At 72.1% G+C, this 26,232-nt stretch carries 23 protein-coding genes; 14 read left to right on the top strand and 9 right to left on the bottom strand.

Features of this window, described 5'->3' with window-relative positions; translation table 11 throughout:
* The first annotated feature begins 86 nt into the window (after positions 1-86).
* Together JAO81_RS03620 and JAO81_RS03615 are read left to right on the top strand one after the other, a co-directional pair.
* A complete protein-coding gene (locus JAO81_RS03620; RefSeq protein ID WP_199546252.1) occupies positions 87-2,291 on the top strand; it encodes a glycosyl hydrolase family 28-related protein in 2,205 nt (734 codons plus the stop codon).
* Entirely contained in the window at positions 2,288-3,241 is a 954-nt protein-coding gene (locus tag JAO81_RS03615; RefSeq protein WP_199546251.1) for a glycoside hydrolase family 26 protein, read from the top strand. The genes JAO81_RS03620 and JAO81_RS03615 overlap by 4 nt, the downstream gene beginning before the upstream one ends.
* A gap of 11 nt (positions 3,242-3,252) precedes the next feature.
* Here the strand turns inward: JAO81_RS03615 and JAO81_RS03610 are convergent, their stop codons facing one another.
* The gene (locus JAO81_RS03610) at positions 3,253-4,485 is read right to left on the bottom strand and encodes a serpin family protein (RefSeq protein ID WP_233414864.1); all 1,233 of its coding nucleotides are present in this window, start codon (positions 4,483-4,485) and stop codon (positions 3,253-3,255) included.
* A gap of 355 nt (positions 4,486-4,840) precedes the next feature.
* Here JAO81_RS03610 and trpS point away from each other — a divergent pair, with 355 nt between their 5' ends.
* Positions 4,841-5,920: a tryptophan--tRNA ligase gene (gene trpS / locus JAO81_RS03605; RefSeq protein ID WP_199546250.1), complete on the top strand. Its 1,080-nt coding sequence runs from the start codon at positions 4,841-4,843 to the stop codon at positions 5,918-5,920.
* A gap of 9 nt (positions 5,921-5,929) precedes the next feature.
* On the opposite strand, the gene JAO81_RS03600 is transcribed toward trpS, so the two are convergent.
* The 3 genes from JAO81_RS03600 to JAO81_RS03590 form a co-directional block, all read right to left on the bottom strand.
* A complete protein-coding gene (locus tag JAO81_RS03600) occupies positions 5,930-6,550 on the bottom strand; it encodes a hypothetical protein (protein WP_199546249.1) in 621 nt (206 codons plus the stop codon).
* A gap of 221 nt (positions 6,551-6,771) precedes the next feature.
* Complete coding sequence (locus tag JAO81_RS03595) at positions 6,772-7,575, bottom strand: class I SAM-dependent methyltransferase (RefSeq protein WP_199546248.1); 804 nt, start codon at positions 7,573-7,575, stop codon at positions 6,772-6,774.
* Positions 7,575-8,564, bottom strand: coding sequence for a carboxymuconolactone decarboxylase family protein (locus tag JAO81_RS03590; protein ID WP_199546247.1), 990 nt, complete (start codon positions 8,562-8,564; stop codon positions 7,575-7,577). The genes JAO81_RS03595 and JAO81_RS03590 overlap by 1 nt, the downstream gene beginning before the upstream one ends.
* Positions 8,565-8,903: 339 nt before the next feature.
* Between JAO81_RS03590 and JAO81_RS03585 the strand changes: the two genes are divergently transcribed.
* Genes JAO81_RS03585 through JAO81_RS03575 form a run of 3 tightly spaced genes read left to right on the top strand, consistent with a single transcriptional unit; the run spans position 8,904 to position 11,539 of the window.
* A complete protein-coding gene (locus JAO81_RS03585; RefSeq protein ID WP_307813121.1) occupies positions 8,904-10,145 on the top strand; it encodes a sensor histidine kinase in 1,242 nt (413 codons plus the stop codon).
* On the top strand, positions 10,142-10,804 hold the full coding sequence (locus tag JAO81_RS03580) for a response regulator transcription factor (protein WP_199546246.1): 663 nt from the start codon (positions 10,142-10,144) through the stop codon (positions 10,802-10,804). Before JAO81_RS03585 ends, JAO81_RS03580 begins: the two co-directional genes overlap by 4 nt.
* 39 nt (positions 10,805-10,843) lie before the next feature.
* Positions 10,844-11,539 carry a DUF4232 domain-containing protein gene (locus tag JAO81_RS03575; protein ID WP_307813120.1) on the top strand — a complete coding sequence of 232 codons (696 nt, stop codon included), beginning with the start codon at positions 10,844-10,846 and terminating at the stop codon, positions 11,537-11,539.
* On the opposite strand, the gene JAO81_RS03570 is transcribed toward JAO81_RS03575, so the two are convergent.
* On the bottom strand, positions 11,505-12,566 hold the full coding sequence (locus JAO81_RS03570) for a biotin/lipoate A/B protein ligase family protein (RefSeq protein WP_199546290.1): 1,062 nt from the start codon (positions 12,564-12,566) through the stop codon (positions 11,505-11,507). The genes JAO81_RS03575 and JAO81_RS03570 overlap by 35 nt on opposite strands.
* A gap of 60 nt (positions 12,567-12,626) precedes the next feature.
* Between JAO81_RS03570 and JAO81_RS03565 the strand changes: the two genes are divergently transcribed.
* Positions 12,627-13,346: a M15 family metallopeptidase gene (locus JAO81_RS03565; protein ID WP_199546245.1), complete on the top strand. Its 720-nt coding sequence runs from the start codon at positions 12,627-12,629 to the stop codon at positions 13,344-13,346.
* Positions 13,347-13,366: 20 nt separating this feature from the next.
* On the opposite strand, the gene JAO81_RS03560 is transcribed toward JAO81_RS03565, so the two are convergent.
* Positions 13,367-14,209, bottom strand: a complete 843-nt coding sequence (locus JAO81_RS03560) for a TIGR02569 family protein (RefSeq protein WP_199546244.1) — start codon at positions 14,207-14,209, stop codon at positions 13,367-13,369.
* Between the two features lie 65 nt (positions 14,210-14,274).
* Between JAO81_RS03560 and JAO81_RS03555 the strand changes: the two genes are divergently transcribed.
* A complete protein-coding gene (locus JAO81_RS03555; RefSeq protein ID WP_199546289.1) occupies positions 14,275-16,059 on the top strand; it encodes a gamma-glutamyltransferase family protein in 1,785 nt (594 codons plus the stop codon).
* An 83-nt stretch (positions 16,060-16,142) separates the two neighbouring features.
* On the top strand, positions 16,143-17,012 hold the full coding sequence (locus tag JAO81_RS03550; RefSeq protein ID WP_199546243.1) for an inositol monophosphatase family protein: 870 nt from the start codon (positions 16,143-16,145) through the stop codon (positions 17,010-17,012).
* Positions 17,013-17,093: 81 nt separating this feature from the next.
* Here JAO81_RS03550 and JAO81_RS03545 read toward each other — a convergent pair whose 3' ends face one another.
* Positions 17,094-17,699 (bottom strand): hypothetical protein, encoded by a 606-nt coding sequence (locus JAO81_RS03545; RefSeq protein ID WP_199546242.1) that lies wholly within the window; start codon positions 17,697-17,699, stop codon positions 17,094-17,096.
* 93 nt (positions 17,700-17,792) lie between these two features.
* Here JAO81_RS03545 and JAO81_RS03540 point away from each other — a divergent pair, with 93 nt between their 5' ends.
* The 4 genes from JAO81_RS03540 (at position 17,793) to JAO81_RS03525 (ending at position 22,906) form a co-directional block, all read left to right on the top strand.
* Positions 17,793-19,211, top strand: a complete 1,419-nt coding sequence (locus JAO81_RS03540) for an NAD(P)/FAD-dependent oxidoreductase (RefSeq protein ID WP_199546241.1) — start codon at positions 17,793-17,795, stop codon at positions 19,209-19,211.
* A gap of 146 nt (positions 19,212-19,357) precedes the next feature.
* Positions 19,358-19,870 (top strand): O-acetyl-ADP-ribose deacetylase, encoded by a 513-nt coding sequence (locus JAO81_RS03535; protein WP_199546240.1) that lies wholly within the window; start codon positions 19,358-19,360, stop codon positions 19,868-19,870.
* 159 nt (positions 19,871-20,029) lie between these two features.
* Positions 20,030-21,286, top strand: a complete 1,257-nt coding sequence (aroA, locus tag JAO81_RS03530) for a 3-phosphoshikimate 1-carboxyvinyltransferase (RefSeq protein WP_199546239.1) — start codon at positions 20,030-20,032, stop codon at positions 21,284-21,286.
* Between the two features lie 165 nt (positions 21,287-21,451).
* On the top strand, positions 21,452-22,906 hold the full coding sequence (locus JAO81_RS03525) for an amino acid permease (RefSeq protein WP_199546238.1): 1,455 nt from the start codon (positions 21,452-21,454) through the stop codon (positions 22,904-22,906).
* A gap of 59 nt (positions 22,907-22,965) precedes the next feature.
* On the opposite strand, the gene JAO81_RS03520 is transcribed toward JAO81_RS03525, so the two are convergent.
* On the bottom strand, positions 22,966-23,319 hold the full coding sequence (locus JAO81_RS03520; protein WP_199546237.1) for a zinc ribbon domain-containing protein YjdM: 354 nt from the start codon (positions 23,317-23,319) through the stop codon (positions 22,966-22,968).
* A gap of 38 nt (positions 23,320-23,357) precedes the next feature.
* Positions 23,358-24,536: an aromatic acid exporter family protein gene (locus JAO81_RS03515; protein WP_199546236.1), complete on the bottom strand. Its 1,179-nt coding sequence runs from the start codon at positions 24,534-24,536 to the stop codon at positions 23,358-23,360.
* 294 nt (positions 24,537-24,830) lie between these two features.
* Here JAO81_RS03515 and JAO81_RS03510 point away from each other — a divergent pair.
* On the top strand, positions 24,831-26,232 hold a 1,402-nt coding region (locus JAO81_RS03510; protein WP_233414862.1), incomplete at its 3' end, for a DNA-3-methyladenine glycosylase 2 family protein.

The following is a 26,232-nucleotide window of genomic DNA, read 5'->3' as shown; positions in this document are numbered from 1 at the left end:
AGACCCTGCCGCGGAGCCGTCCTCCGTGTCCTGCGGAGCCGTCCTCCGTGTCATCCCGACTACCCGCACAGGAGAGGGAGTTCCGCATGCCCCCGGACCACCGCAGCCTGTCCAGACGCGGCTTCGTGGCGCTCGGCGCCGGCGTCGCCGCCGTACCGCTGCTGCCGCGGCCCGCGACCGCGGCGGGAACGCGGTACGGCGACCCCGTGGCATACCGCTCGATCCACACCGGCCGTCCCCCGGACCCGGCCGCCGTCCTGCTCGGCGGCCCCGGCTTCGAGGTGCATGCGGACGGCGTCGGCGACGACACCGCCGCCGTACAGGCCGCACTCGACGAGGCCTCCCGGCGCGGCCAGGCCAACGGGCTCGGCGACATCCTGCTCGGCGCCCGCGACTTCCCCAAGGGCGACGGCGGCGGAGTCGTCCTCGTCCCCGCGGGCACCTACCGGCTGACCTCGCGGGTGACCGTGCCCGACTCGGTGCGCGTGATCGGATACGGGGCGAAGCGCCCGCTGTTCGTCCTCGGCGCGCACACCCCCGGCTACGCCGACGGCATCCCGCGCGAGATGTTCGGCTTCCTGCGCCGGCCGGTCGGCGGACCGGTCTCGTACGCCAACAACGACACCTTCGGCTCGGCCCTGGTCAACCTCGATCTGCGCATCGAGCCCGGCAACCCGGACGCCCTGGCCGTCCGCTTCGGCGGCGCGCAGCTCTGCATCCTGCAGGACCTCGACATCGAGGTCGGCGAGGGACTCGCGGGCATCGACCACAACGCCAACCTCATCCAGCGCGTACGGGTCTTCGGCGGCGAGGTCGGCTTCCAGGCGTACGCCGCGTCGGCGGGCTGGCAGACCACCCTGCTCGACTGCCGTTTCGAGGGGCAGCGCACGGCCGCGGTCACGATGTTCAACGACGCCAAGCTCACCGTCGTACGAGCGGTGGTGGCCCGCACCCCGCGCGGCTTCGCGTCCTTCCCCGGCCAGTGGCAGCACCTCTACATCGAGGACTCGCACTTCGACGCGGTCACCGACGCGGTGGCGGTGCTCAACGACAGCACCTCGATCCCCGGCGCCGAGAACGACCTGATCCGCCTCGCCAACCAGCTCACCCTCCTCAACTGCACGACCACCGCCACCGAGACCCTGCTCCTGCGCGCGCAGAGCGGCACCCGCACCAGCGGCCCCGGCAGCGGAATCGTCCGCGAACTCACCTACGGCCTGCGCGTCGAGAGCGCGCTGAGCGCGGACGAATCCCGGCGCGACGGGGTGTATCTCTCGGATACGAGAGGGGTGACGGGCGAGCGCATCCGCGCGATGCTCCGCACCGATGCCGCACCGCCCCCGCCCGTCGAGGACTGGGTGAGCGTCGCCGATGTGGCCGAGCGGATGGGCCGCGCGATCGGGCAGGGCGCCGACGACCTGGCGGTGTTCCAGGCCGCCGTCGACCGCCACGACACGGTCTTCGTCCCCATCGGCCGGTACCACCTGAGCGGCACCCTCGCCCTGCGCACCCGCTCCCGCCTGATCGGACTGCACCCGCGCCAGACGTGGCTGCGCACGGTGGACGCCCACCCGAACTTCAGCGACCCCGACCGCCCGCGCGCCCTGCTCTCCACCCCGTACGGCGGACGCAACCACATCAGCGGCCTCGGACTCGACACGGCCGAGCGGACCCCGGGCGCGGTGAGCCTGCTGTGGCGCTCAGGGCCGGGCTCTCAACTCTCCGACCTCACCACTCAGTTCGTGAAGTGGCACCCCGAGGGCGCCGCCGAGACCGGCAACCCCGGCTACACCTACCGCGGCCGCCACAAGCACAGCATCTGGGTGCGCGGCGGAGGCGGCACCTTCGCCAACATCTGGAGCGCCAACGGCTGGTCCGACAACGGCTTCCTGGTCGAGAACACCGCCGTGCCCTCCCGCCTGTACGAGCTGTCGATCGAGCACCACGAACTGCGGGAGGTGGTCCTGCGCAACGTAGTGGGCTGGGACTTCCTCGGGCTGCAGACCGAGGACCACATCCACGGCTGGCGCTCCCGAGCCGTCGAGCTCGACCGCTGCCGCGATCTGCTCTTCGCCAACTCCGTCCTCTTCCGCGTCGCGACGGTACTCGGCCCGCACCCGTACGCGATGAGCGTCCGCGACAGCCGGCGCATCACCCTGCGCGGCAACCGCGGGTACCGGGACAAGACACCGGAGTTCACCCAGTGGGGCGCGGCGGTCACCGATGCCCGGTCCCAACGGCACGTACCGGAGCCGGAGTTCACACTGATCGAGATCGAGGGCGGACGATGACCGGCCTCACCCGCAGGGCCTTCGGCCTGGGCGCGCTCGCGGCCTCCGCGACGCCGGTGCTCGGCGCCGCCCCGGCGCGGGCCTCGGCATTGTCGGCGGCGTCCCTGATCCCGGCCTCGGGCGCGCACCTCGGCGCGTACAACTACGTCGGCGACGACTTTGGAGTCTCAGGGCCCGAGCCGCTCGAATCGAAGATCGGGCACGGGCTCGGCATCAACCACTGCTTCCAGATGTACGACGCGGCCCCGCCCCTCGCGCGGATGCGCACCGATATCGCGGCGGGCCGCATCCCGATGCTGTCGTGGGCGGCCGGTGACACCGGACGCCTGCGGGCGATCCTCGCCGGCACCCACGACACCTGGATCGACGGTCAGGCGCGGGCACTCGGCGCGCTCGGAGCCCCGCTTCTGATGCGCTTCACCTGGGAGTTCGACCTCCGGTACACCGACACCGGGCTTTTCAAGGAGGTATGGCAGTACGTGCACGGGCGGTTCGCCGCTCCCGCGCCGCAGGTCGCGTTCGTGTGGTGCCCGACGTGGCGGGCCTACCGCGAGACGGCCAAGGCGGAGCCGTTCTACCCCGGTTCCGCGTACGTCGACTGGATCGGCGCGGACGGGTACGCACGGCCGCGCCCGGAGGAACCCGCGTACGACTACCGGCCGTTCACCTTGATGTTCGACGCCGCGCACGCGTTCGCCCGCTCGCACGGAAAGCCGTTCATCGTCGGTGAGACGGGCGTCCACCGGGCGGACACGAAACCGGTGCAGGCGGCGTGGCTGGGCGCGGCGCACACCGCCGTCAAGGAGTCCTTCCCCGGCCTGAAGGCCCTGGTCTACTTCCACCGCGACGGCACCGACGCGGACGCGCACTGGCGGGTGACGGTGCCGGACGGCGGCGCGGCCCAGCGGGCGTTCGCGGCGATCGCGGCCGATCCGTACTTCGCTCCCTAGTACTTCATTCCCTACCGGCGGTCGTCCTCCGGGTACGGGACCGGGTCGGCCACCCAGCCGGCCGCGAGGACGAGCCGGGACGTGCGGTGCACGGTGAGGAAGCCGAAGGGGCGGTCGACCGGGGCCGTGAGACGGCGCACCGGGTACCCCCGCCGCGGCGGCGCGGAGCCGGGTGCGGCAAGGACGGCCGAAACGGCCGCGGACTCGAAGCCCTTGGCGTCGAACACGGCGAGAGCCGACTGAGCCGCCCGCTGTACCGCCAGGGGGCTCGGTCCGATTCCGGGGAAGTGACCGCTGCTCCCGTCGGAGGCGGTGACCAGGCCGTAAAGGGCGGCCTGCACCATCAGATCGTGGTGCGCCTCGATACGGAACGGGGTGGTGGTGACGTGGAGTTGGGGCCGGTCGGGGCGGAAACCGCGCTCGTCGGTGACCGACACTCCGGGGCCGGGTTCCCCCAGCGGCAGACGGTCCCCGGTCACGGCCTCGCCGTGCAAGGCGTCGATGCCCTGCGCCAGGACCTCGGACGGCGTCCACTGCGCGGGCCCGAGCAGCAGATGCACATCGACTCCGGTGCTGCCGAGGACCTTGAGGACCGTGAGCGGTCCGGACGGGGTCCCGACGACGGCCAAGCGGTCGAGCAGGGAGGAAGTCCGGTGCAGGCCGAGCAGCGGGCGGTCACGCCAGGGCCCTTCCTGCGGCCACAGAAGCGTGTCGGTGAACGGGCGCAGCCAACGCGTACGGACCAACTGGGCGCCCGCGAGCACGAGTTGGGTCGCGTCGTCCACCTGTACGGGCATCGAAGGGATCAGACCGTCGGTGTGCTCGGCCGCCCAGGCGTCCAGCCGCTTCCGGCTGACAGCGGGATCCTTGTCCAGCCGGCCGGTCAGTCCGGTGGGCAGCCGCAGCGTCCACTCCGGATACAGGGAGAGGTCCTCGGCGGTCCAGAGACCCAGCGCGGTGCGTGTCCCGCGTATCGAGGAGAAGGCGTCGAGCAGATCGTGCGCCATCCGGATCGCACGGTCCGCCCGTACCCCGACCGCCTCTTCCAGCTCCTGCCGCGCGGGCCCGGCGGCGGGATCCGCGAGCAGCGCGAGCAGCGGCCACAGACTGGGCGAGGAGAACACCGTCGACTCCACCCCGGCCTGCGCCCCGGCCCACCGCCGCGTGAGTCGGTTGACGGCACGTACGGTCTCGGCCTTCGGCTGCATGGGATCCCCCCGGATCGACAGGTTGGCGGTGATCATAAACCCGGCCCCGCCGGCGTTTGAGTCAGCCCGCCACAGGCACAACCGACCCGCACCCGGCAACGAGCCCGCACCCACCCCGTGGCCGAGCCCGCACCCGGCAACGAGCCCGCACCCACCCCGCCGCCGAACCCGCACCCGGCCGAAAGACCGATGCGCCACCGGCACCCCGTCCCGTACCCTGAACCCATGTCGATCACGTGCTGTCTGCGCTGGTGGCGCTCCCTCTAGGAGCGGCCACTGATCAGACACACCCCGGGCCGTGCCACACGGACGGCCCGGCCCCTGCACGCAGTGGACCCCTCGGCCCGTCCCGGCCCGGACACCCACTCCCTCGCGGCAGGCAGGAACCACCATGCAGACCGACACCATCACCGGCACCAGCCTCACGACCGACAGCATCTCCGTCGCCCGGCGCCGCAGCGCCGAGCTCGAGGAGCAGATCCAGCGCGACCCCGGACGCTTCCGGGTGCTCACCGGCGACCGGCCCACAGGCCCGCTCCACCTCGGGCACTACTTCGGCACCCTCCGCAACCGCGTCAGACTCCAGGACGCCGGCGTCGAGACGTTCGTCCTGGTCGCCGACTACCAGGTGCTCACCGACCGTGACGTCGCCGAGCGGCAGGCCGAGATCGTCGAGGAACTGCTCCTCGACTACCTGGCCATCGGGATCGACCCCGAGCGCTCCACGGTGTTCACGCACAGCGCGATCCCCGCGCTCAACCAACTCCTGCTGCCGTTCCTGTCGTTGGTCTCCGTGGCCGAACTCCAGCGCAACCCCACCGTCAAGGACGAGATCGCCCACTCGCGGCAGTCGGCGGTGAGCGGCCTGATGTTCACGTACCCCGTGCACCAGGCGGCGGACATCCTGTTCTGCAAGGCGAACCTGGTGCCGGTCGGACAGGACCAGCTGCCGCATCTGGAGGTCACGCGGACGGTCGCGCGGCGGTTCGACGAGCGGTACGGGCCGGTGTTCCCGGTACCGGACGCCCTGCTCTCCGAGGCTCCGCTGCTGCTCGGCACCGACGGCACCAAGATGAGCAAGTCCCGGGGCAACGCGATCTCGCTGAGCGCCACCGCCGACGAGACCGCGAAGCTGATCAAGGGCGCGAAGACCGATGCCGAACGGCACATCACGTACGACCCGGACCACCGCCCCGAAGTGTCCAGCCTGGTGCTGCTCGCCGCCCTGTGCGAGGGCGCGGATCCACGGGCGGTCGCCGAGGAGATCGGCGACGGCGGGGCGGCCGTGCTCAAGCGGCGCCTGACGGAGGCGGTCAACACCTTCATGGCCCCGCTGCGCGCCCGCCGCACCGACTACGCGGCCGACCGTACGTATCTCCGCAAGGTCCTGCGCCAGGGCAATGAGCGCGCCACGGCCGTCGCCGAGGCCACGCTCACGGAGGTCCGGCAGGCGATGGGCACGCTGTACTGACAGCGGACTTCAGGCCTGCGCGGTGAGCTGCTCCATCGCCGCGCGGGCCGCAGCCTCCGCGCCCTCCTGTATCGACGCGGGGGTCGGCGCCTTGCGGGACTCGAAATCGCAGCCGTTGTACGTGATGGTCACCAGGGCATTGCCCGAGCGCGCCGTCACCACGGCCTCGCGGGTCTGCTGCTTGTCCTTGGTGGTGAGTTCCACCTTGATCGCGGCGGCGTCGCCGAGGTCCGCCAGCGGCTGCGCCTCGCCCGCGCTGTGTTTCTTGTACGCGGCTTCGGCGGACTTCTGCGAGTCGAAGATCTCGTACGACACATCGAGCCAGCGGTAGTCGAAGTTCTTGAGCGCGCTCCACGAACACGTACGGCGCCGGTCGGGATCGGTGAGCTCTATCTCCTTGCCCGCGGTCTTGGCGCCGGGCACGAGCTTCTTGACCACGGCGGCATCGACCGCACCACAGGGCTCGGGCGGCTTGTCGTACTTGGCGACAGGCTTCGCCTGAGGTCGGGGGGCGGCGGCCGGCTGGACGTCGTCGGGGGCGTACGGGCCGCTCGTCCAGGCCCAGCCGGCCGTGGCGAGAACGACGACCGGCAGCAGGCGCCCGGCGAGCAGCAGTGGCAGCGAACGCATGGCGTCCACCTCCTGCGGGGGAAACGCGGGGGTCAGCCGCGCGAGAGCGGGGGTGTGAGGGATGACAGTGCCACAAGTGCAGCTCCGGGGAACAGGGGAGCCGGACGAGACGTGGCTCATGTCCCGTCCGGCTACCGGTTGTTGATCCGCTGTTTGGCATGAGCTGCGGTGAATTGTCGGAATCGAGGGTGGGGGCAGCCGGGGCTCAAGGGCTCCTGGCCTCAGGGGCGTACGCCCGTCACCAGCCACACACTCGACGGCAGCCGCACCCCGAGCGGACCCGCATACGGCTCGAACACCTCCGCCATCGCCGACCGGACGCCGGCGGACACCTCGGCCCGCGGACCGCGCGAGAGCACGAAGTCCACCGCGTCCTGCGGATCGCTGCCGTAGACGGAGGCGGCGTGCACCGGACGTATCGCGACCTCCGAGAAATCGGCAAGGACCTCCCGCAGCCGGTCCGGCTCCGAGAGCGAGGCCATCGCGCGATGGGCGGCCAGCACGGCCGGGTCCGGCGTCTGCGGCCTCAGCTCGGCAAGGCGTCCGAAGACCCGCGCCTCCACGCTCTGCGCGTCCACCGGCTGCGGACAGATGAACGCGAACCTGCCGCCCGGCCGCAGCGCCCTGCCCAGGTGGGCGAACGCCGCCCGGTGATCGTCGAAGAACATCACGCCGCCCCGGCTGATCAGCACGTCGAAGCCGCCCGCCGTGAACGGGAACGTCTGCGCGTCCGCCTCCTCGTACCAGAGATTGGGCAGCAGCTCGGCGCGCGCCCGCTCCAGGAGCGGCGCCGAGATGTCCACGCCCAGCGCGCGGCCCTTCGAGGCGAGCCGGGCCGCGGCGCGTGTGGTCGACCCCGCGCCGCACCCGATGTCGAGGACCCGGTCGGCCGGCCGGATCGCCGCGGCCTCGAACAGCGCCGCGTCGAACTCGCTCAGCATCGCGTCGTACCGCTCGTAGTGCTTGGCCCAGTGGGTGCCGACCGGACCGTTCCAGGCGTCGGTCTGGGTGGGTGCGGTGGTCATCAGGACTCCAGGGCGGTCTCGAAGGCGGTCGCGATCCGGTCGACGGCGAGGAAGGCGCCATAACCGACCAGGTGCACCAGGCAGTGGTCGGCGTGCTCCGGTGTGCGCCAGGCGGCGACGTCCTCGTCCGCGATGCTGTACGGAGCCAGCGCGGCAAGCAGCGCGAGGCGGGCGCCAGGACGGTCGTCACGGGCGGGCAGTCCGGGCCAGTCGGCCGGCGGGTGCTCACCGTTCCACTGGATCACCTGCGCCTCGACGTACTTCCGGTCGTCCTCGTCGAGCAGCCCCGCACCCAGCAGGGCCGCGCTGCGCAGCGCGGCGAACGCGTTGCCGACCGGCTTCCCGGCCGCCCAGGAGGGCCCGGCGGACTGGTGGGTGAGCAGCGGCAGGCTCAGCCCCGGCTCGGGGACACGCCGCACGGCCTTGGACAGGGAGCGGCCGGCGAGGCTGCGCACGGCGCGGTACTTCTGTGCGCCGCCCGGGAACAGGTCGACGGCGAGCAGCGCGGACGCGATCCGGTTGATGAAGTGGAAGGCGAGCGCGGTGCCGATGTACGAGGGCTGTTCGCTCTTCGGCACCGGAGGGGCCGACACCTTGCCGGGCTCACGGCTCTCCTTCGACCAGGCCAGGATCCGTGCGTACCTCTCGTCCTCGGGCACGCCGTCGGCGGCGACCTGCTCGGCGAGCCGGTGGTCGCCGGTCGCGTGCAGCAGCATCGTGTGGGCGTCCACGCAGAACTGGCAGCGGTTCGCCTGCGAGACGCCGAGCGCGGCCAGCTCCTTGCCGGTGCGCGAACCCTCTCCCGAGAGCAGCGACTCACGCATCAACGACCAGGCGGAGGAGAGGAGTTCGTCCGACGGCGAGAGGACCTGGAAGGTGGCCAGCTTGTCCATGCCGAAGTCCTCGCCGATCTGGGCGTAGACCTCGGCGGTGCGGCCGGTGGCCGACTTGGGCGGAGTGGGCTGCGTATAGCGGAACGGACCGGGCATCGTGGGCCTCCGTGGCGGGTGTCGGGCGTCTGGCCGTCGGGCGGACCGCGCCGGTGTCGGGCGCCTTCCGTCGGGCGGATCGCGCCGGTGTCCGGCGCCTTTCCGCTGGGCGGACCGGGCGCCTGCTGATGACCTCGATGCTGGCCCCGCGGGGGTGCCGCGGTCGTCGTACGGCCGGACCGACCTGCGGCTGGTGCGGGCGGGGCGGTGCCGTGTGAGGACTACTGCGAGGGGAGTAGCGCAGAATCGGTGCGGGCGGATGACGTGCGGCGGGGGCGCGGGCGTCTAGGGTGCGCGTTCCGGGTGCGTGCGGGCGGACGTACAGGGGAGGGGAGTGCCGTGACGACCGATGGCGTCGAGCTCAACAGGCCGCAGCAGCAGGTGACATGGCGCGGCCGGGCGGCGGACGGCGTGCTCGCCGCGGTCGTCTGCGCCCTGGTGGTCGCGACGGCCCCAGCCGGCGCGGGACGGCCGGCGCTGGCGCTCGCCTCCGTGGGCTCCCTCGCCCTCGCCGGCTACCGGCCGGCGCCCCGTGTGACCCTCGCCGTCGCCACGCTCTGCCTGTCGGGATACGTGGCGCTCGCCGAACCCGGCGCCGCCGCGGCGCTCCCCGTGGTCGGCGCCGTGCACACGGCCGCCCGTGCGGGGCACCGCCTGGTGGGTGCGGTGGCGGCGCTGCTCTTCCTTGCCGTGTTCGCGGGCCTGGGTGAGGGCGTCAACACCACGCTGCTGCTTGCCGGTTGGTTCCTCTGCGCGGTCGTCACCGGTCTCGCCGACCAGAACTGGCAGGCGTACCTCCGCCAGACCGAACAGCGCGCCCTGGACGCCGAACGCACCCGCGAGGAAGTCGCCCTGCGCCGCGCCGGCGAGGAACGGCTGCGGATCGCCCGCGAACTCCACGACTCCCTCACCCACAGCATCGCCGTGGTGAAGCTCCAGGCCGGTGTCGCGGTCCACCTGGCTCGTAAGCGCGGCGAAGAGGTGCCGCCCGCGCTGCTCGCGATCCAGGAGGCGAGCGGCGAGGCGATGCGTGAACTGCGCGCCACTCTTGTGGTGTTGCGCGAGCCCGGCCCGGTGGCCCGGGTCAAGGAGGTCGTGGAGCGCGCCCGCGCCGCCGGCCTTTCCGTCACCCTCACCGACTACGACGGCGAGCTGCCGGACGAGATACAGCACACGGCGTACCGCATCGTGCAGGAGGCCCTGACGAACGCGGCGCGCCATGCGGGGGCCTCGGAGGTGACCGTACGACTCGCCGTAGAGGAAGGGCTGTTGGAGGTGCTCGTGGCGGACGACGGGCGCGCGGACCCGGACGCGGGATTCGAGCCGGGTATCGGACTGACCGGGATGCGGGAGCGCGTGGAAGGGCTCGGCGGCACGCTGGAGTGCGGCCCGAAGGCCCCGGGGGGTTTCCTGGTCCGGGCTCAACTGCCGCTGCGCGCAGGCGAATCGCGAGCGCAGGAATCGCGGGAACGGGAATCGCGAGCGCAGGAATCGCCAGTACAGGAATCGCGCGCCCAGGAATCGCCAGTACGGGAATCGCGCGCCCAGGAATCGCCGGTACGAGAAGGGGAGGCGAAGTGATCCGCGTCGTACTCGTCGACGACCAGGCCCTGATGCGGGCCGGCTTCCGCGCGCTCCTGGACGCGGAGGACGGGATCGAGGTGGTCGGCGAAGCGGCCGACGGGGCGCGGGGAGTCGACCTCGTGCGGGCCTCGGTACCGGACATCGCCCTGGTCGACGTACAGATGCCGGTGATGACGGGCATCGAGGCGACCCGGCGGATCGCCGCCGACCCGGACCTCGCCGCCGTCCGCGTCGTGATCCTCACCAACTACGGTCTGGACGAGTACGTCTTCGAGGCGCTGCGGGCCGGCGCGAGCGGCTTTCTGCTCAAGGACACCGAACCGGCCGACCTGCTGCAGGCCGTCCAGATCGTCGCGGCCGGCGAGGCACTGCTCTCGCCGTCGGTCACGCGCCGGCTGATCGGCGAGTTCGTCGCCCGTCCGCCGGACCGCGCGACGGCGCCCGGCCTTGAACACCTCACGCCCCGCGAACTGGAGGTCACCGCGCTCGCGGCCCGGGGCTTGAGCAACGAGGAGATCGCCGCGCACATGGTGATCAGCCCGTACACGGCGAAGACCCACGTGAGCCGCGCGATGACCAAGCTGGGGGCGCGGGACCGGGCGCAGCTGGTGGTGTTCGCGTACGAGAGCGGCTTGGTCCGGGCTCGGGGCGGGTGAGCCGGAGGTGCGTCCGGCGGCCCGTGAAATGATCCTGCGGTGACCCGCATATCCGTACGGCCCGTCCTCGCCCTGGCGCTCGTCGCGACCCTGACGGCCCTGGCGACGGGCTGCGGCTCGCTCGCCGACGAACTGGACCGCGAGGCCGACCCGGCGCGCGCCTCGCAGCCGCCCACGGTCCCGCCGATCGACACCGCACCGCTCGACACCCCCGCACCGAGCGACGAGCCCGGTGCCGCCGTGACGGCCACGGCCTGCGACGGGGAGGGGCTGCGGGCCACGTCCGGCATGGTCAACGCCGCGATGGGTCTGAGGTCGATGAGCATCACGCTCACCAACTGCGGTACCGGAGCGTATGAGTTGAACGGCTATCCCGCGCTCACCATCCTCGACGAGGACCGTGAACCCGTCGCGATCGACGTGCTCAAGGGCACCGAAGCCATCGGCACCGGTCTCGGGAACGCCAAGCCCAAGCCGTTCACGCTGAAGCCGGGCGAATCGGCGACCGCCTCCCTGACCTGGCGCAACACGGTCACCGATGCCGCGCGGCCCGCCCCGCACGGGACGTTCTTCGATATCGCGCCGGTCCCGGGCCGCGCGGGCCATGTCCTGCAGCCGGGTGACGGCGGCCCGATCGACATCGGCACCACCGCCCAACTCGGCGTCACCGCCTGGGAGAAGGCGGAGACCGGCAGTGGCGCTACGGCACCCGCGCCGTCCACTCCTGCGAGCTGAACTTCGTCCGCGCGAGTTCCCGCGCCCGCGCCATCTCCTCGTCCGTCACCTTCCCCGCCGTCAGCCCGTAGCGCGTACGGAACGACCCCGCCATCCGCTCGATCACCGCGGCCCGTGGCAGCCCCGTCTGCCGGCGCAGCGGATCCACCCGCTTCTTCGCGCTCTTGGTGCCCTTGTCGGAGAGCTTCTCGCGCCCGATCCGCAGCACCTCGAGCATCTTGTCCGCGTCGATGTCGTACGCCATCGTCACGTGGTGCAGGACCGCACCCCCGCCGCCCGCGATCCGCTTCTGCGCGGCGCCGGCGATCTTTCCGGCGTCCGTGGCGATGTCGTTGAGGGGCTGGTACCAGGCCTTGATGCCCATGTCGCCGAGCGCGCCGAGCACCCAGTCGTCGAGGTACGCGTAGCTGTCCGCGAAGGACAGACCCTGCACGAGGTCATCCGGCACCGACAAGGAGTACGTGATGGTGTTGCCCGGCTCGCAGAACATCGCGCCGCCGCCGCTGATCCGCCGTACGACCTCGATGCCGTGCCGCCGGGCGCCCTGAGGATCCACCTCGTTGCGCAGGGACTGGAAGCTGCCGATGACCACGGCCGGCGCGCCCCACTCCCAGATCCGCAGCGTCGGCGGCCGGCGCCCCTCGGCGACCTCGGTGGTCAGGACCTCGTCGAGCGCCATGTGCAGGGCCGGCGGCTGCGGGCCCTCGTGGATCAGCTGCCAGTCGTAGTCGGTCCAGTCCGTGGCATGCGCGAGCGCACGCCGTACGGCGATGCCCACACCCTCGGTGGTGAGCCCGTACAGGACCGTGCCCGGCGGCAGCGCGGCGTCGATCCGGGCCGCGAGGCCGGCGGCGTCGGTGTCGGCGGGAGCGCCGTTCAGGGACTGGCTCAGGACCTCGAAGGCGTCGTCGGGCTCCAGGAAGAAGTCCCCGGCCACCCGCACCTGCCGCAGGACCCCTTCGTCCTCGTCGACCTCGAGGTCGACGGTCACGAGCTTGCCGCCGGGAACCTTGTACTCGCCGTGCACTGTGCCGCCTCCCGGCTTGTCGACCAAGCGTTCCTTGATCGCGCTCAATATGGTGATTCGGTGCAAATCGTACTTCGGGTCGCCGCTGCGGCCAGTGTCCTGCTGCTCACGGCCGGCGCCTGCCCCGCCTCCGCTTCCTCCACCGGCTCCTTCGCCCCTCCGCCCTCTCCAGCGATCTCGACGGCCGCCCCTCGGGCAGCAGCCCCCAAGGGCCCCGTATTCCAGCACCGCACGCTGCCCGTCACCCGGGCCGCGCTCGGCCGCACCTACCGCCCGGGCTGCCCGGTCCCTCCTCAGCGGCTGCGGCTGCTGCGGATGAGCCACTGGGGGTTCGACGGGAAGGTGCACACCGGCGAGATGGTCGTCCACGAGCGCGTCGCGAAGGACGTGCTCTATGTGTTCTGGAAGGCGTTCGGCGCCAAGTTCCCGATCCGCAAGATGCGCCCGCTGTCCGCGTACCACGGCAGCGACCGGGCCTCCATGGCCGACGACAACACCTCGGCCTTCAACTGCCGCCAGGTCGTGGGCAATCCGGGCAGCCTCTCGCAGCACTCGTACGGGGACGCGATCGACATCAACACCGTGGAGAACCCGTACGTCGACAGGACGGGCCGGATCCATCCACCGGCCGGCGCCCGCTACCTCGACCGGTGGCGGAACGCGAAGGGCATGATCAGGTCCGGTGATGTGATCACCCGGGCGTTCCGTGCGATCGGCTGGGAGTGGGGCGGGCGCTGGTCCAACCCGGACTACCAGCACTTCTCGCGCAACGGCCGCTGAGGAACCCTCCCGGCCGGCCGCTACCGGCCCTGCCTTCCTTCCAGCACCAGCTTCGCCACCGGCCAGTACGTCGCTTCGGCCGGCCGGCCCGCCTCCCGCGTGGTCGCCACGCGGTAGATCAGCGCGCGGAGCAGAAGCTGGTGACGGCAGGGGTCACGCAGCCACGGCGTCAGGAGGCCGGGGTCGCCCTCGTACCAGAGCAGCGCGTCCACGACGGCGACCGCCGAGGCCCAGGCCGGCGGTCGCCAGTACACCGGCCAGTCGATGACCGCGGGCGGCAGCCCGTCCGCGAACAGCACGTTGCCCAAAAGGTCGCCGTGCACGGGCTGTTCGTCGCCCGTCGTCAGCGGGGTCCGCGCGGCCAGGAGCGGCGCCAGCATGCCGAACGCGCCGTCGGAGCCATCTGATGTGTCCGCTTCGGCCTCGTGGTCCAGGTCCCAGGACAGGGCGTCGGCCCGCGTCCAGGCATCGTCCCGCGTGTCCAGGAACCCCGGGCGCCCGGGAGCGAGCGCGGCGAGAGCCGCGTGGAAGGCCTCTCCCGTACGGACGACGTCCTGTGTACGGTGCGGATCGGTGCGACCGGCCACGAGATGCCAGGCTTCCCAGCCGTCCGCCGTCCAGGTCCCTCTCCCAGAGGGGGTGCCCCCAGAAGCGCGCACCGGGCGGGCCACCCGGAAGTCCGCGGACTCCGGCAGCGCGTCCAGGATCTCCGCCCGCCACGCCGTCTCCTCGGCCGACCCCGTCGGTTTGACCACGATCGGGCCCGCCCGCCAGGTGCCGCCCTGACCGCCCGGCAGAGGTACCGCTTCGTCCGCGGCACCGAACGCGACCAGCACATGAGACGGGGGAGGGGAGTTGACCATGCCTCCCGACCCTAGACGAGTAGTGACGAGTAGTACCGCGTTAGCCTGCGGGCATGGCCGAGCATCTGTTCACCACGCGCCCCACCTTGCAAGGCACCTTCGGCATGGCGTCCTCCACGCACTGGCTGGCCTCGCAGTCCGCGATGGCGGTTCTCGAGGACGGGGGCAACGCCTTCGACGCGGCCGTCGCCGCCGGGTTCGTGCTGCATGTGGTCGAGCCGCATCTCAACGGTCCGGCCGGCGAGGTACCCATCATCCTCGCGCCCGCCGGCGGCGAGGTGCGCGTGCTGTGCGGCCAGGGGCCCGCACCCGCGGGCGCGAGCGCGGAGCACTACCGCTCGCTCGGCCTCGACCTCGTCCCCGGCACCGGACCGCTCGCCGCCGCCGTGCCCGGAGCGTTCGACGCGTGGATGGTGCTCCTTCGCGACCACGGCACCAAGTCCCTCGACGACATCCTCGAGTACGCCATCGGATACGCCGAGTTCGGCCACCCTCCCGTGGAAAAGATCGGCGACACGATCGCCACGGTCCGGGAGCTCTTCGCGACCGAGTGGACCTCGTCCGCCGAGGTGTATCTGCCGGCGATACGGCCCGGCGCGCTGCTCTTCAACCGTCCGCTCGCCGCGACGTGGCGCCGGCTGCTCGCCGAGGCCACCGGGCCCACGCGCGAGGCGCGGATCGACGCCGCGCGCCGTATCTGGCGCGAGGGGTTCATCGGCGAGGCGCTGGTGCGGCAGAGCGCGCGGCCGACGTTCGACACCAGCGGCGAACGTCATACCGGCACCCTCACCGGCGACGACCTCGCCTCCTTCCGTGCCGAGTACGAAGCGCCGGCGACGTACGACTGGAACGGCTGGACCCTCTGCAAGGCCGGCCCCTGGAGCCAAGGCCCCGCCCTGCTCCAGCAGATGGCGCTGCTGCCCGGCGACCTCCCGGCGAGCGGCTCCGCCGACTATGTCCATCTCCTGGTCGAGGGCTGCAAGTTGGCGATGGCCGACCGGGAGGCCTGGTACGGGGACGCGGGTGACGACGTACCGCTCGAAGCGCTGCTCTCGGACACGTACAACGAAGAGCGCCGCAAGCTGATCGGCGAGCGGGCCTCGCTCGAACTGCGCCCGGGGGCCCCGGACGGGCGGATCCCGAGGCTGGCCGAGCCGGCCGAGGACGTGGAGGGCCGCACCGCCTTCGACGCGCTCGGACTCGCTTCCGGCGCCGGGGAGCCCACGGTCGGTGAGTACGGCGAGACGCGCGGCGACACCTGTCATGTCGATGTCGTCGACCGCTGGGGCAACATGGTCGCCGCGACGCCGAGCGGCGGCTGGCTCCAGTCCAACCCGGTCGTCCCCGAGCTGGGCTTCCCGCTCGGCACCCGCCTCCAGATGACGTGGCTGGAACCGGGCCTGCCCAACACCCTCACCCCCGGCCGCCGGCCCCGCACCACGCTCACCCCGTCGCTCGCCCTGCGTGACGGGGTCCCGGTGATGGCCTTCGGGACGCCCGGCGGGGACCAGCAGGACCAGTGGCAGCTGCCGTTCTTCCTGCACGTGGCGAACGCTCCCCGGGTACGAGGCGGCCTCGACCTGCAGGGCGCGATCGACGCCCCGAACTGGCACACCGACCACGTCCCGTCGTCCTTCTACCCACGCGGGATGCTGCCAGGGCAGCTCACGGTCGAGTCCCGGCTCGGGGACCGGACCGTCGAGGAGCTGCGGCGCCGCGGCCACCAGGTCACCGTCGGCGCACCCTGGTCGGAGGGGCGGCTGAGCGCGGTGGCCCGGGACCCGGAGACCGGGGTGCTGTCGGCCGGGGCCAATCCGCGCGGGATGCAGGGGTATGCCGTGGGGCGCTGAGGGCACCCGGAACGTCACCCGGATTCCACCTGCCCGTCACCCGCCGTGTGGGCACTGTCAGTGGCTCGTGGTGGGATGGACACATGATCGAAGACACGACAGGCAACGACGACCTTTTGAACACCCGTATCCATGATTTCCTCGCCACCCGTATCCACGAGGTGGAGGAGGCCGTGCGCAAGGCCGCGGCCGCGGAGATCATGCCGCGCTTCCGGCAGCTCGCCGACCACGAGGTCGTGCAGAAGAACGGGCCGCACGACCTCGTGACGGTCGCGGACCGCCTCGCCGAGGAACACCTCACGGCGTCCCTGACCGCCCTGCTCCCCGGCTCCGTCGTGGTCGGCGAGGAGGCGGTGCACGCCGACCCGGCCATCCTCGACGCGCTGCACGGCGACGCTCCGGTGTGGATCGTCGACCCCGTCGACGGCACCCGCCAGTTCGTCCACGGCGACCCGGGCTTCTGCACCCTGGTCGCGCTCGCGCGGCGCGGTGAGGTGCTCGCGTCGTGGACGTACGCGGCGGCCCGGGACGAGATGGCGGTGGCCGTACGAGGACGAGGCGTACTCCTCGACGGCAGCCCGCTGACCCAGGCACCCCGCGCGGCGGGCAGCGATCTCCAAGTCGCCACCTCGCACCCGGACTTCACCACGGATGGCCAGAAGCGCGCCCTGCTCGGCCTGCGGACCGAAGGCGTCGCCCCGCGGCCCTGCGGCTCGGCAGGCCTGGAGTATCTGGCCGTCGCCAAGGGGGAGTTGGACGCGGTGGCCTTCTCGTGGGAGAACGCGTGGGACCACGCGGCCGGTCTGCTCCTGGTCACCGAGACGGGCGGCGGGCATCTGACGGTCGCGGGCGAGCCGTTCCGTATCGAGGGCGGCAATGTGCTGCCGTTCACGGCCGCCCGGGACGCGACGACGGTGGACCGGGTGATCGGGTTGCTGCGCGAGAGCGCTTGACCGAACCGCCGGGCCGGCCGAGCCGGCGGTCCCGTCAGCCCCGGCGGGCCTGTCAGGACCCGTCAGGGCTCGGCGTGCCCGTCAGGACCCGGCGGGCCGGAGTCTGATCTGGGCGTAGGCGCCGCGCTCGCAGTCGATGCGCAGGGTGACCACCTCGAAGTCACCGCGTGAGCCGACCGCGGGCCACTGCTCCGGATCCCGGGGCAGCGCCGCCATGTCCACGAAACCGCCGACCGGCAGCCCCAGGTCCACCATGAGGCCGGTCACGCCGGGCCCCCAGGGGAGCGCGTCGACCGTCCCGGGAAGCCGTGTGCCCTCGGGCACGGGCCCCGAGTCGTACGGGGTGAAGTGCCGCCCGACGCGGCCACGCCGCCAGGCGTCCTCGAACTCCTCGGCCGACACCGTGGCCACCGACGTGCCGGACGTGCCGGACGCGCCGGCCGGACCGGGCGGCTCCGCGGGACCGCCGTACACCGCCTCGTACAACGCGACGCCGAAGCTCCCGAAGCGCTCCCGCATCAGGTCCGCCTCCCGCCGCGCCCAGGCACTGGACACCGCGCCGGACGGCGCGCAGGTCACCTGTCGCAGGACCTGGCCGCCGTCCCCGGTCTCGTACCACCGCTCGGCGAGGCCGGGCAGCGCAGCGCGGGCGCAGAGGTAGGCGGAGAGGCAGGAGGAATTCGGCATGCCAGACCCTACCCCCGGCTCGGCCGCCGGAGCCCATGCATATCCTGGGCCCCAGTGGCCATCGGCTGACAAAGGAGTCCGAAGGTGCCGTCGATGCTCGATGCCGTCGTCGTGGGAGCGGGACCCAATGGACTGACCGCTGCGGTGGAGCTGGCCCGCCGGGGGTTCTCGGTGGCCGTGTTCGAAGCCAAGGGCACCATCGGCGGGGGCGCCCGCACCGAGGAGCTGACCCTGCCCGGCTTCCGGCACGACCCGTGCTCGGCCGCCCACCCCCTCGGTATCTCCTCACCCGCGTTCAACGCCATGCCGTTGGACCGCTACGGCCTGGAGTGGCTGCACGCCTCCCTCCCGATGGCGCACCCCTTCGACGACGGCACGGCCGCCGTGCTCTCCCGTTCGGTCGGCGAGACCGCCTCCTCGTTCGGGCCGCGCGACGCGGGCGCGTACCGCAGACTCGTCACCCCGTTCCTGCACAAGGCGGACACCCTCTTCCGCGACTTCATGTCGCTCCCGCTCAGCTCCCTGCCGCGCGACCCCGTCACGCTCGCCCGCTTCGGACTCGTCGGACTTCCGCCGTCGTCGTGGCTCATGGAACGCCGTTTCCAGGACGACAGGGCCAAGGCCCTGTTCGCCGGTCTCGTCGCCCATGTCATCGCCCCGCTGGGCGGGTTGGCCACCAGCGCGGTCGGTCTGGTCTTCGCCCTCGCCGCGCACGCGCATGGCTGGCCGGTGGCCAAGGGCGGCTCGCAGTCCATCTCCGACGCGCTGGCCGGTTATCTGAAGGATCTCGGCGGAGCCGTCCACACGGACTACGAGGTCAAGCGCCTCGACGACCTGCCGCCGGCCCGCGCGTACGTCTTCGACACATCCCCGACCGCGCTGGCCCGGATCGCCGGACTGGGCAGCGCCTACGCCAACTACCGTTACGGCGCCAGTGTGTTCAAGGTCGACTACGCGCTCGACGGGCCGGTCCCGTGGACCGCCGAAGAGCCGCGGCGGGCCGGCACCGTGCAGGTCGGGCCCGGCAGCCGGGACATCGCCACCGCGCTGCACACCGCCTCACGCACCGAACGGGCGCCCGAGAACCCCTTCCTCATCACGGTCCAGCCGACCCTCGCGGACCCGTCCCGCGCCCCCGAGGGCAAGCATGTCTTCTGGGCGTACGGCCATGTCCCCAACGGCTGGGACGGCGACCTCACCGACGCGATCGAACGCCAAGTCGAGCGTTTCGCCCCGGGGTTCAGGGACCGTATCCTCGCCCGCGCCACCGCGGGCCCGCCCGAGTTCGCCTCCCGCAACGCCAACTACGTCGGCGGCGACATCGCCTGCGGCGCCGCCTCGGGCCTCCAACTGCTGCTCCGCCCGAAGCTCTCCCTGTTCCCGTACGCGACCTCCCACCCGGCCGTCTTCATCTGCTCCTCCGCCACTCCGCCGGGCCCGGGCGTCCACGGAATGTCGGGCCACAACGCGGCGAAGGCGGTGTGGCGCCGCCTGCGCGCGACGGCCGCGTGAAGCCTTCGTACGGTGGTGGCTGAGGCGACCTCCGTATGGTGCCGCTGTGTTGATCTCCGTACGGTGACTGCGTGTTGATTTCCGTACGGTGACAGCGCGTTGATCTCTGTACGGTGACACCGTGTTGAGCTCCGTACGATGACCGGATGACGACGACCCTCACCCTCGTCCAGGGCGACATCACCGCGCAGTCCGTCGACGCCCTCGTCAACGCCGCCAACTCCTCACTGCTCGGCGGCGGGGGAGTGGACGGCGCGATTCATCGCAAGGGCGGACCGGAGATCCTCGAGGCCTGCCGCGCGCTGCGCGCCGCGCACTATGGCTCCGGCCTCGCCACCGGCCAAGCCGTCGCGACCACGGCCGGACGCCTCGATGCCCGCTGGGTGATCCATACGGTCGGTCCGGTGTACCAGGGAGCGGACAGCGATCCGACCCTCCTGGCCTCCTGCTACCGGGAATCCCTGCGCGTGGCCGACGAGTTGGGGGCCCGGACGGTGGCCTTCCCCGCGATCTCGACCGGGGTGTACCGCTGGCCGATGCTGGACGCCGCACGCATCGCGGTCGAGACGGTGCGAGGAGCCGGGAGCACCGTCGAGGAGGTCCGCTTCGTCCTCTTCGACCAGAGGGCGTACGACGCGTTCGCGACCTGTCTGCGATAGCACCGGGGGCGCTGCAGGCACCTGAGCGGTCGACGAGCTGACCGGCGCTCACGGCGCGGACGCGTCCAGGACGTGGACGCGACTGCACCGTGCGGACCCACGGGACAGGATGCGGTCGGTTGCTGCCGCCGACCGGACCCCTTTCCCTTGGAGCAGGACGTGACCCTCGTCGACCTTCCCGGTTCGAAGTCCATCACCGCGCGAGCGCTGTTCCTCGCGGCCGCCGCCCGGGGCACCACCGTGCTGCGCCGGCCGCTCGTGTCCGACGACAGCGAGGGCTTCGCGGCGGGGCTCGCCGCACTCGGCTACCGCGTGCGACGCGAGCCGGACAGCTGGCGGATCGAGGGCAGCCCGTCCGGTCCGCCCGCGGCCACGGCACGCGTGTACTGCCGGGACGGCGCCACCACGGCCCGGTTCCTGCCCGTGCTCGCGGCGGCCGGCCACGGCAGCTATCACTTCGACGCCTCCGCGCAGATGCGCCGCCGTCCGCTCGGGCCGCTCACCCAGGCGCTGCTCACCCTGGGCGTGGAGCTGCACCACGAAGGGGCGCACGGCCACCACCCGCTGCGCATCCTGGCCCGCGGGGTCGGGGGCGGCCGGCTCGTCCTGGACGCGGGCGAGTCGTCGCAGTACCTGACGGCGCTCCTGCTGCTCGGCCCTCTGACCGCGGACGGACTGCACCTCACCGTCACACGGCTGGTGTCGGCGCCCTACGTCGAGATCACGTTGGCCATGATGCGGGCCTTCGGCGTCGAGGTGGGCCGTGAACAGACCGCTGACGGCGTGGTGTTCACCGTGCCGCCGGTCGGCTACACCGCCGCGGACTGGGCCGTCGAGCCCGACGCCTCCACGGCGAGCTACTTCTTCGCCGCGGCCGCGCTGGCGGGACGCGAGGTCACCGTGCCGGGCCTCGGCAGGAACGCGCTGCAGGGCGACCTGCGCTTCACGGACGTGCTGGCACGCATGGGAGCGGACGTCGAGGTCGGCGCGGACGCGACCACGGTGCGCGGCAGCGGCCGACTTGCCGGTGTCACCGTCAACATGCGTGATATCTCGGACACCATGCCGACGCTGGCCGCCCTCGCGCCGTTCGCGTCAGGACCGGTCCGCATCGAGGACGTGCACAACACCCGGGTCAAGGAATGCGACCGGCTCGAGGCCTGCGCACAGAACCTGCGGCGGGTCGGCATCGACGTGCGCACCGGTGACGACTGGCTGGAAATCCAGCCCGGCACACCCCGAGGCGCCGAGATCAGGACGTACGGGGACCACCGGATCGTGATGTCCTTCGCCGTCACCGCGCTGCGCACACCCGGTATCTCCTTCGACGACCCCGGATGCGTCCGCAAGACCTTCCCCGGTTTTCATCAGGCGTACGCGGCCGTTCGCCGGCAGTGGGAGGAAGCCGGCTCCTGACCGGATCCGCTCCTCAACCCTTCAGCTCCCGTGCGTATGTCGGTCGGCCGCCGGATGGCGGCGCGCGGATCGCGAGCGGACCGGGCATTACGGGAATCTCCTGGCCGGCAGGGATAAAACGGATGTACACATCCCCCAGCCCTGCCGAAGGCGAGCACAGCCCCCATGGCCAAGGACCTCGACACCGGACCCGCCGCCGAGCCCGCCGAGCCCTCCGATCCGGACGTCGTCCTCGACGCCGGGGACGCCGGGTACAGCAAGACGCTCCAGCCGCGCCACATCAGCATGATCGCGATCGGCGGTGCCATCGGGACCGGCCTGTTCCTCGGCGCGGGCGGCAACCTCGCCAAGGCGGGACCCGGCCTCGCGGTCGCGTACGGGGTGTGCGGCGTCTTCGCCTTCTTCGTCGTACGCGCCCTGGGCGAACTCGTGGTGCACCGGCCCTCGTCGGGCGCCTTCGTCAGTTACGCCCGGGAGTTCCTCGGCGAGAAGGGCGCCTACGTCGCGGGCTGGATGTACTTCCTCAACTGGGCGACCAGCGGCATGGCCGACATCACGGCCATCGCGCTGTACGTCCACTACTGGTCGATGTTCACCTCGGTCCCGCAGTGGGTGCTGGCCCTGATCGCGCTGGCGATCGTGCTGTGCGTGAACCTCATCTCGGTCCGGCTCTTCGGTGAGATGGAGTTCTGGTTCGCCATCGTCAAGGTGGTCGCGATCGTCACGTTCCTCGTGATCGGCGTCTGGGTGCTGATCACCCGCCATCCGGTGGACGGACAGACGCCCGGTCTCCATCTGCTGGCCGACAACGGGGGGTTGTTCCCGCTCGGCGTGCTGCCGGTGATCCTGGTGGCCCAGACGGTGATCTTCGCGTACGCCTCGATCGAAATGGTCGGTGTGACGGCCGGCGAGACCGCACGGCCGCAGGAAGTGGTGCCCCGGGCCGTGAACTCGATCATGTGGCGCATCGCGGTCTTCTACGTCGGCTCGGTCCTCATGCTGGTCCTGCTGCTGCCCTGGACGTCCTACTCCGCCGGCCAGAGCCCCTTCGTCACCGTGCTCTCCGGGCTCGGCATCCCCTCCGCGGGAGGGCTGATGAACATGGTCGTGCTGACCGCGGCGATGTCCAGCCTCAACTCCGGCCTCTACACCACGGGCCGCATCCTGCGCTCGATGGCGATGGCGGGTTCCGCGCCCGGGTTCACCTCGCGCATGAGCCGCAGCCACGTGCCGTACGGAGGCGTGCTGTTGACGTCGGCCGTGATCCTGTGCGGTGTCGGACTGAACGCATGGCTGCCCGACAAGGCCTTCGGTATCGTCACCAACATCGCGGCGCTCGGCATCATCGCCACCTGGTGCATGATCATGATCTGCCATCTGGCGTTCGTCCGCCGCGCCCGCCTCGGCCTCGCCGAGCGCCCCGCCTTCCGGCTGTGGGCGGCGCCCTGGGTGAACCTGGTGACCCTCGCCTTCCTGCTCGGCGTGATCGTGATGATGTGGTTCGACACCGACGGCCCGGGACGCGACACGGTGCTGCTGATCCTGCCGATCGCCGCCGCACTGGCCATCGGCTGGTACCGGGTGCGGGCGAGGGTGCGCGACCCGCTGCGCAGGCTGTGACGTCCTGAGCGGGGCGGCGCAACACCCGCCCCGCCAGGGCCTGTCCTGCAGGTCAGGCGCTAGGCCTTCTTCACCACGCTCGACTTCAACTGCATCGCACCGAACCCGTCGATCCTGCAGTCGATGTCATGGCCGTCGACCCCGTCGATCAGCCGGATGTTGCGCACCTTGGTGCCCGCCTTGATACCGGACGGGCTGCCCTTGACCTTGAGCGCCTTGACGACCGTCACGCTGTCGCCGTCGCTCAGCACATTGCCCACCGCGTCCTTGACGACCCGCTCCTCGGAGTCCGTGGCCTGATCGCCCTCGCCGGGCACCCACTCGTGGCCGCACTCCGGGCACACCACGAGGGTGTTCATCTCGTACGTGTACGCGCAGGAGCACTTGGGGCAAGGGGGGAGGTTGTCGCTCATTCGCCCAGCGTATCCGGGGGTCCGAGGGGTCGGCCCGTTCAGTCGCGGAAGGCCCGCTGATGCGGCCCCACCTGCGGATCCAGCTCGTGCAGCACCTTGCGGGCGTCCTCGAGGATCCCGGCCGTGCACAGCTCACGCCACTCGGCGTACGCGGGCCGCTGCGCCAGCGCGCTGTGCAGGAAGCTGGTCTCCGCGGCACCCAGATGCGTACGGAGCAGCTGCCGCAGTTCCGGCGTCGGACTGGCGTGCAGCAGCCGGGGCTCCGCGAGGACGGCGAGGGTCGCGGCGAGGTCGGCGAGCACCTGGTCGAGTCCCTCGGGGGTGCGCGTCGGCTCCGGGCGCAGCGCGCTGTCGTCCTGCGACCAGTGCAGGGCCGGCGGCCGGCCCTCGCGATACGTGAGGTTGTACAGCCCGCGGGCGATGCCCCGTATCTGATGACCCACGTGGTCGAGGCAGCGCGTCGATTCGAGCAGCCGCTCCACCCGCCGGACCGCGTCCTGCGTATGCGGACGCCACCGGTTGGCGTCCTCGGCCGCCGCCACCGCCGTGCGGACCTTGGTCAGCCGCTCGGACAGACCCCGGGCCCGCTCGACCCACTCACCACAGTGCGCGTCCCAGTCGCCGGTGCGCAGATGGTCGGCCATCTCGGTCAGGAGCTCGCTCATCTGCGCGGACAGACGCGCCAGCTTCTCCGAGGCGCGCCGCGCGAACGGCGGGGGCGGCACCGCGAGCCCGACGGCCGCGCCGATGGCGACACCAAGCAGGTTCGCCGCGAGGCGGTGCACGCCGTAGTCGAAGTGCCCGGGTACGCCCATGACCAGGACCGCGGTCAGGGCGATCTGGTGCACCTGCCCGCCGAGCCGGAGCAGCCGGCCCGCGCACATGCCGATCAGAACGGTCCCGAAGATGGTCAGCGGGGTGACGCCGATCGTCATCGAGGCGGTCAGCCCCAGCGCCCCGCCGAAGGCCACACCGGCTCCGCGGTGGAAGGCCCGTCGCGCCGTGCCGTACGGGGTGAGCTGGCAGGCCAGCATCGCGCCGACCGGTGCGAGGTCCGGGGCCGAGAGATTGAGCAGATCGGCCGCTACCCACCAGGCGAACGCACTGGCCAGCGCGGCCCGCAGCACCAGGTTCGCGTCGCCGAACTGGGGGACGGCGCGGGAGGTGAGGGCTCGCCAGGCATTGCTTCTGGCAGGGGCTGCGGAGGTGTGCGACATGGTGCGGCTCGGGCTCGGGAGGGTTCGTGGTGGACGGAGTGGAAGGAGTGGGCGGAGTCGGCAGTGTGAGCGACGTGGTCAAAGTGGCTGAGTGGCCATCCACTACTGTCTCTCCGGCGGCCCGCCCGACCCCCTGGCCATTGGGCCTGAATCGCCCGCCATTGCGCCCGGATACGGTCCACCCGTACCCCTTCCCGACCCTTTCCCCTGCCTGGACACCGCTCCCGCCGCCGCCCGCACGTCCATGTCGGATTTCCGCCAGCCAAGCCCGCTGCCTTGTACGAAGCTATCCGTATGCACACCGAGACCGAGCGCTGCCTGCGAGCCGTCCAGTCCAAGGACGCACGCTTCGACGGATGGTTCTTCACCGCCGTGCGCACCACCGGCATCTACTGCCGGCCGAGCTGCCCGGTGGTCGCGCCCAAGCCGCAGAACATGACCTTCCTGCCCAGTGCCGCCGCCTGCCAGCAGGCCGGCTACCGGGCCTGCAAACGCTGCCGCCCCGACGCCACCCCCGGCTCTCCCGAGTGGAACCACCGCGCCGACCTCGTGGCCCGCGCGATGCGCCTGATCGGCGACGGCATCGTGGACCGCGAAGGCGTCCCCGGCCTCGCCTCCCGGCTCGGCTACAGCACCCGGCAGGTCGAGCGCCAGCTCCAGGCCGAGCTGGGCGCGGGCCCCCTCGCACTCGCCCGTTCCCAGCGGGCGCAGACCGCACGGCTGCTGATCGAGACGACCGCGCTGCCCATGGCGGAGATCGCCTTCGCGGCCGGCTTCGCGTCGATCCGTACCTTCAACGACACCGTACGAGAGGTCTTCGCCCTCACCCCGGGTGAGCTGCGCACCCGCGCGAGCGGCCGCCTCGCCGAGAGCGCTCCGGGCGTGCTGAGTCTGCGGCTGCCGTTCCGCAAGCCGCTCAACCCCGACAACCTGTTCGGGCATCTCGCCGCCACCGCCGTACCCGGCGTCGAGGAGTGGCGCGACGGCGCGTACCGGCGCACGCTGCGTCTCCCGTACGGCCATGGCGTGGTCGCCCTGACCCCGGGGCCCGACCACATCGCCTGCCGCCTCTCCCTCACCGACCAGCGCGATCTCACCGTCGCGATCAGCCGCTGCCGCCGCATGCTCGACCTCGACGCCGACCCGGTCGCGATCGACGCCCAGTTGAGCACCGACGAGCTGCTCGCGCCGCTGGTCGCGAAGGTGCCGGGGCGGCGGGTGCCGCGCACGGTGGACGAGGCGGAGTTCGCGATCCGCGCGGTCCTCGGCCAGCAGGTGTCCACGGCCGCGGCCCGCACCCACGCGGGCCGTCTCGTCGAGGCGTACGGCGAACGGATCGACGACCCCGAGGGCGGCCTCACCCACCTGTTCCCCGCCCCGGGGACGCTCGCCGGAATCGACCCGGAAACCCTGGCGATGCCCCGCACCCGTCGGACCACCTTGCTCACCCTCATCGGCGAACTGGCCGAGGGCACCCTCCACTTGGGCCCGGAGTGCGACTGGGACGAAGCACGGGCACGCCTCGGCGCGCTGCCCGGGTTCGGCCCCTGGACCATCGAGGTGATCGCCATGCGGGCGCTCGGCGACCCGGACGCCTTCCTGCCCGGCGACCTCGGCGGCCGCCAGGCCGCCGCGGGGGGCGGCCCCCCCCCGCCCCCGGCCGCGGCGCGCCCCCGCGGCCCCGCCCCCCCGGGGC

The organism is Streptomyces sp. N35, from assembly GCF_016464295.1.
Classification (GTDB): Bacteria; Actinomycetota; Actinomycetes; order Streptomycetales; family Streptomycetaceae; genus Streptomyces.
This window is presented reverse-complemented; position numbering and strand designations above follow the sequence as displayed.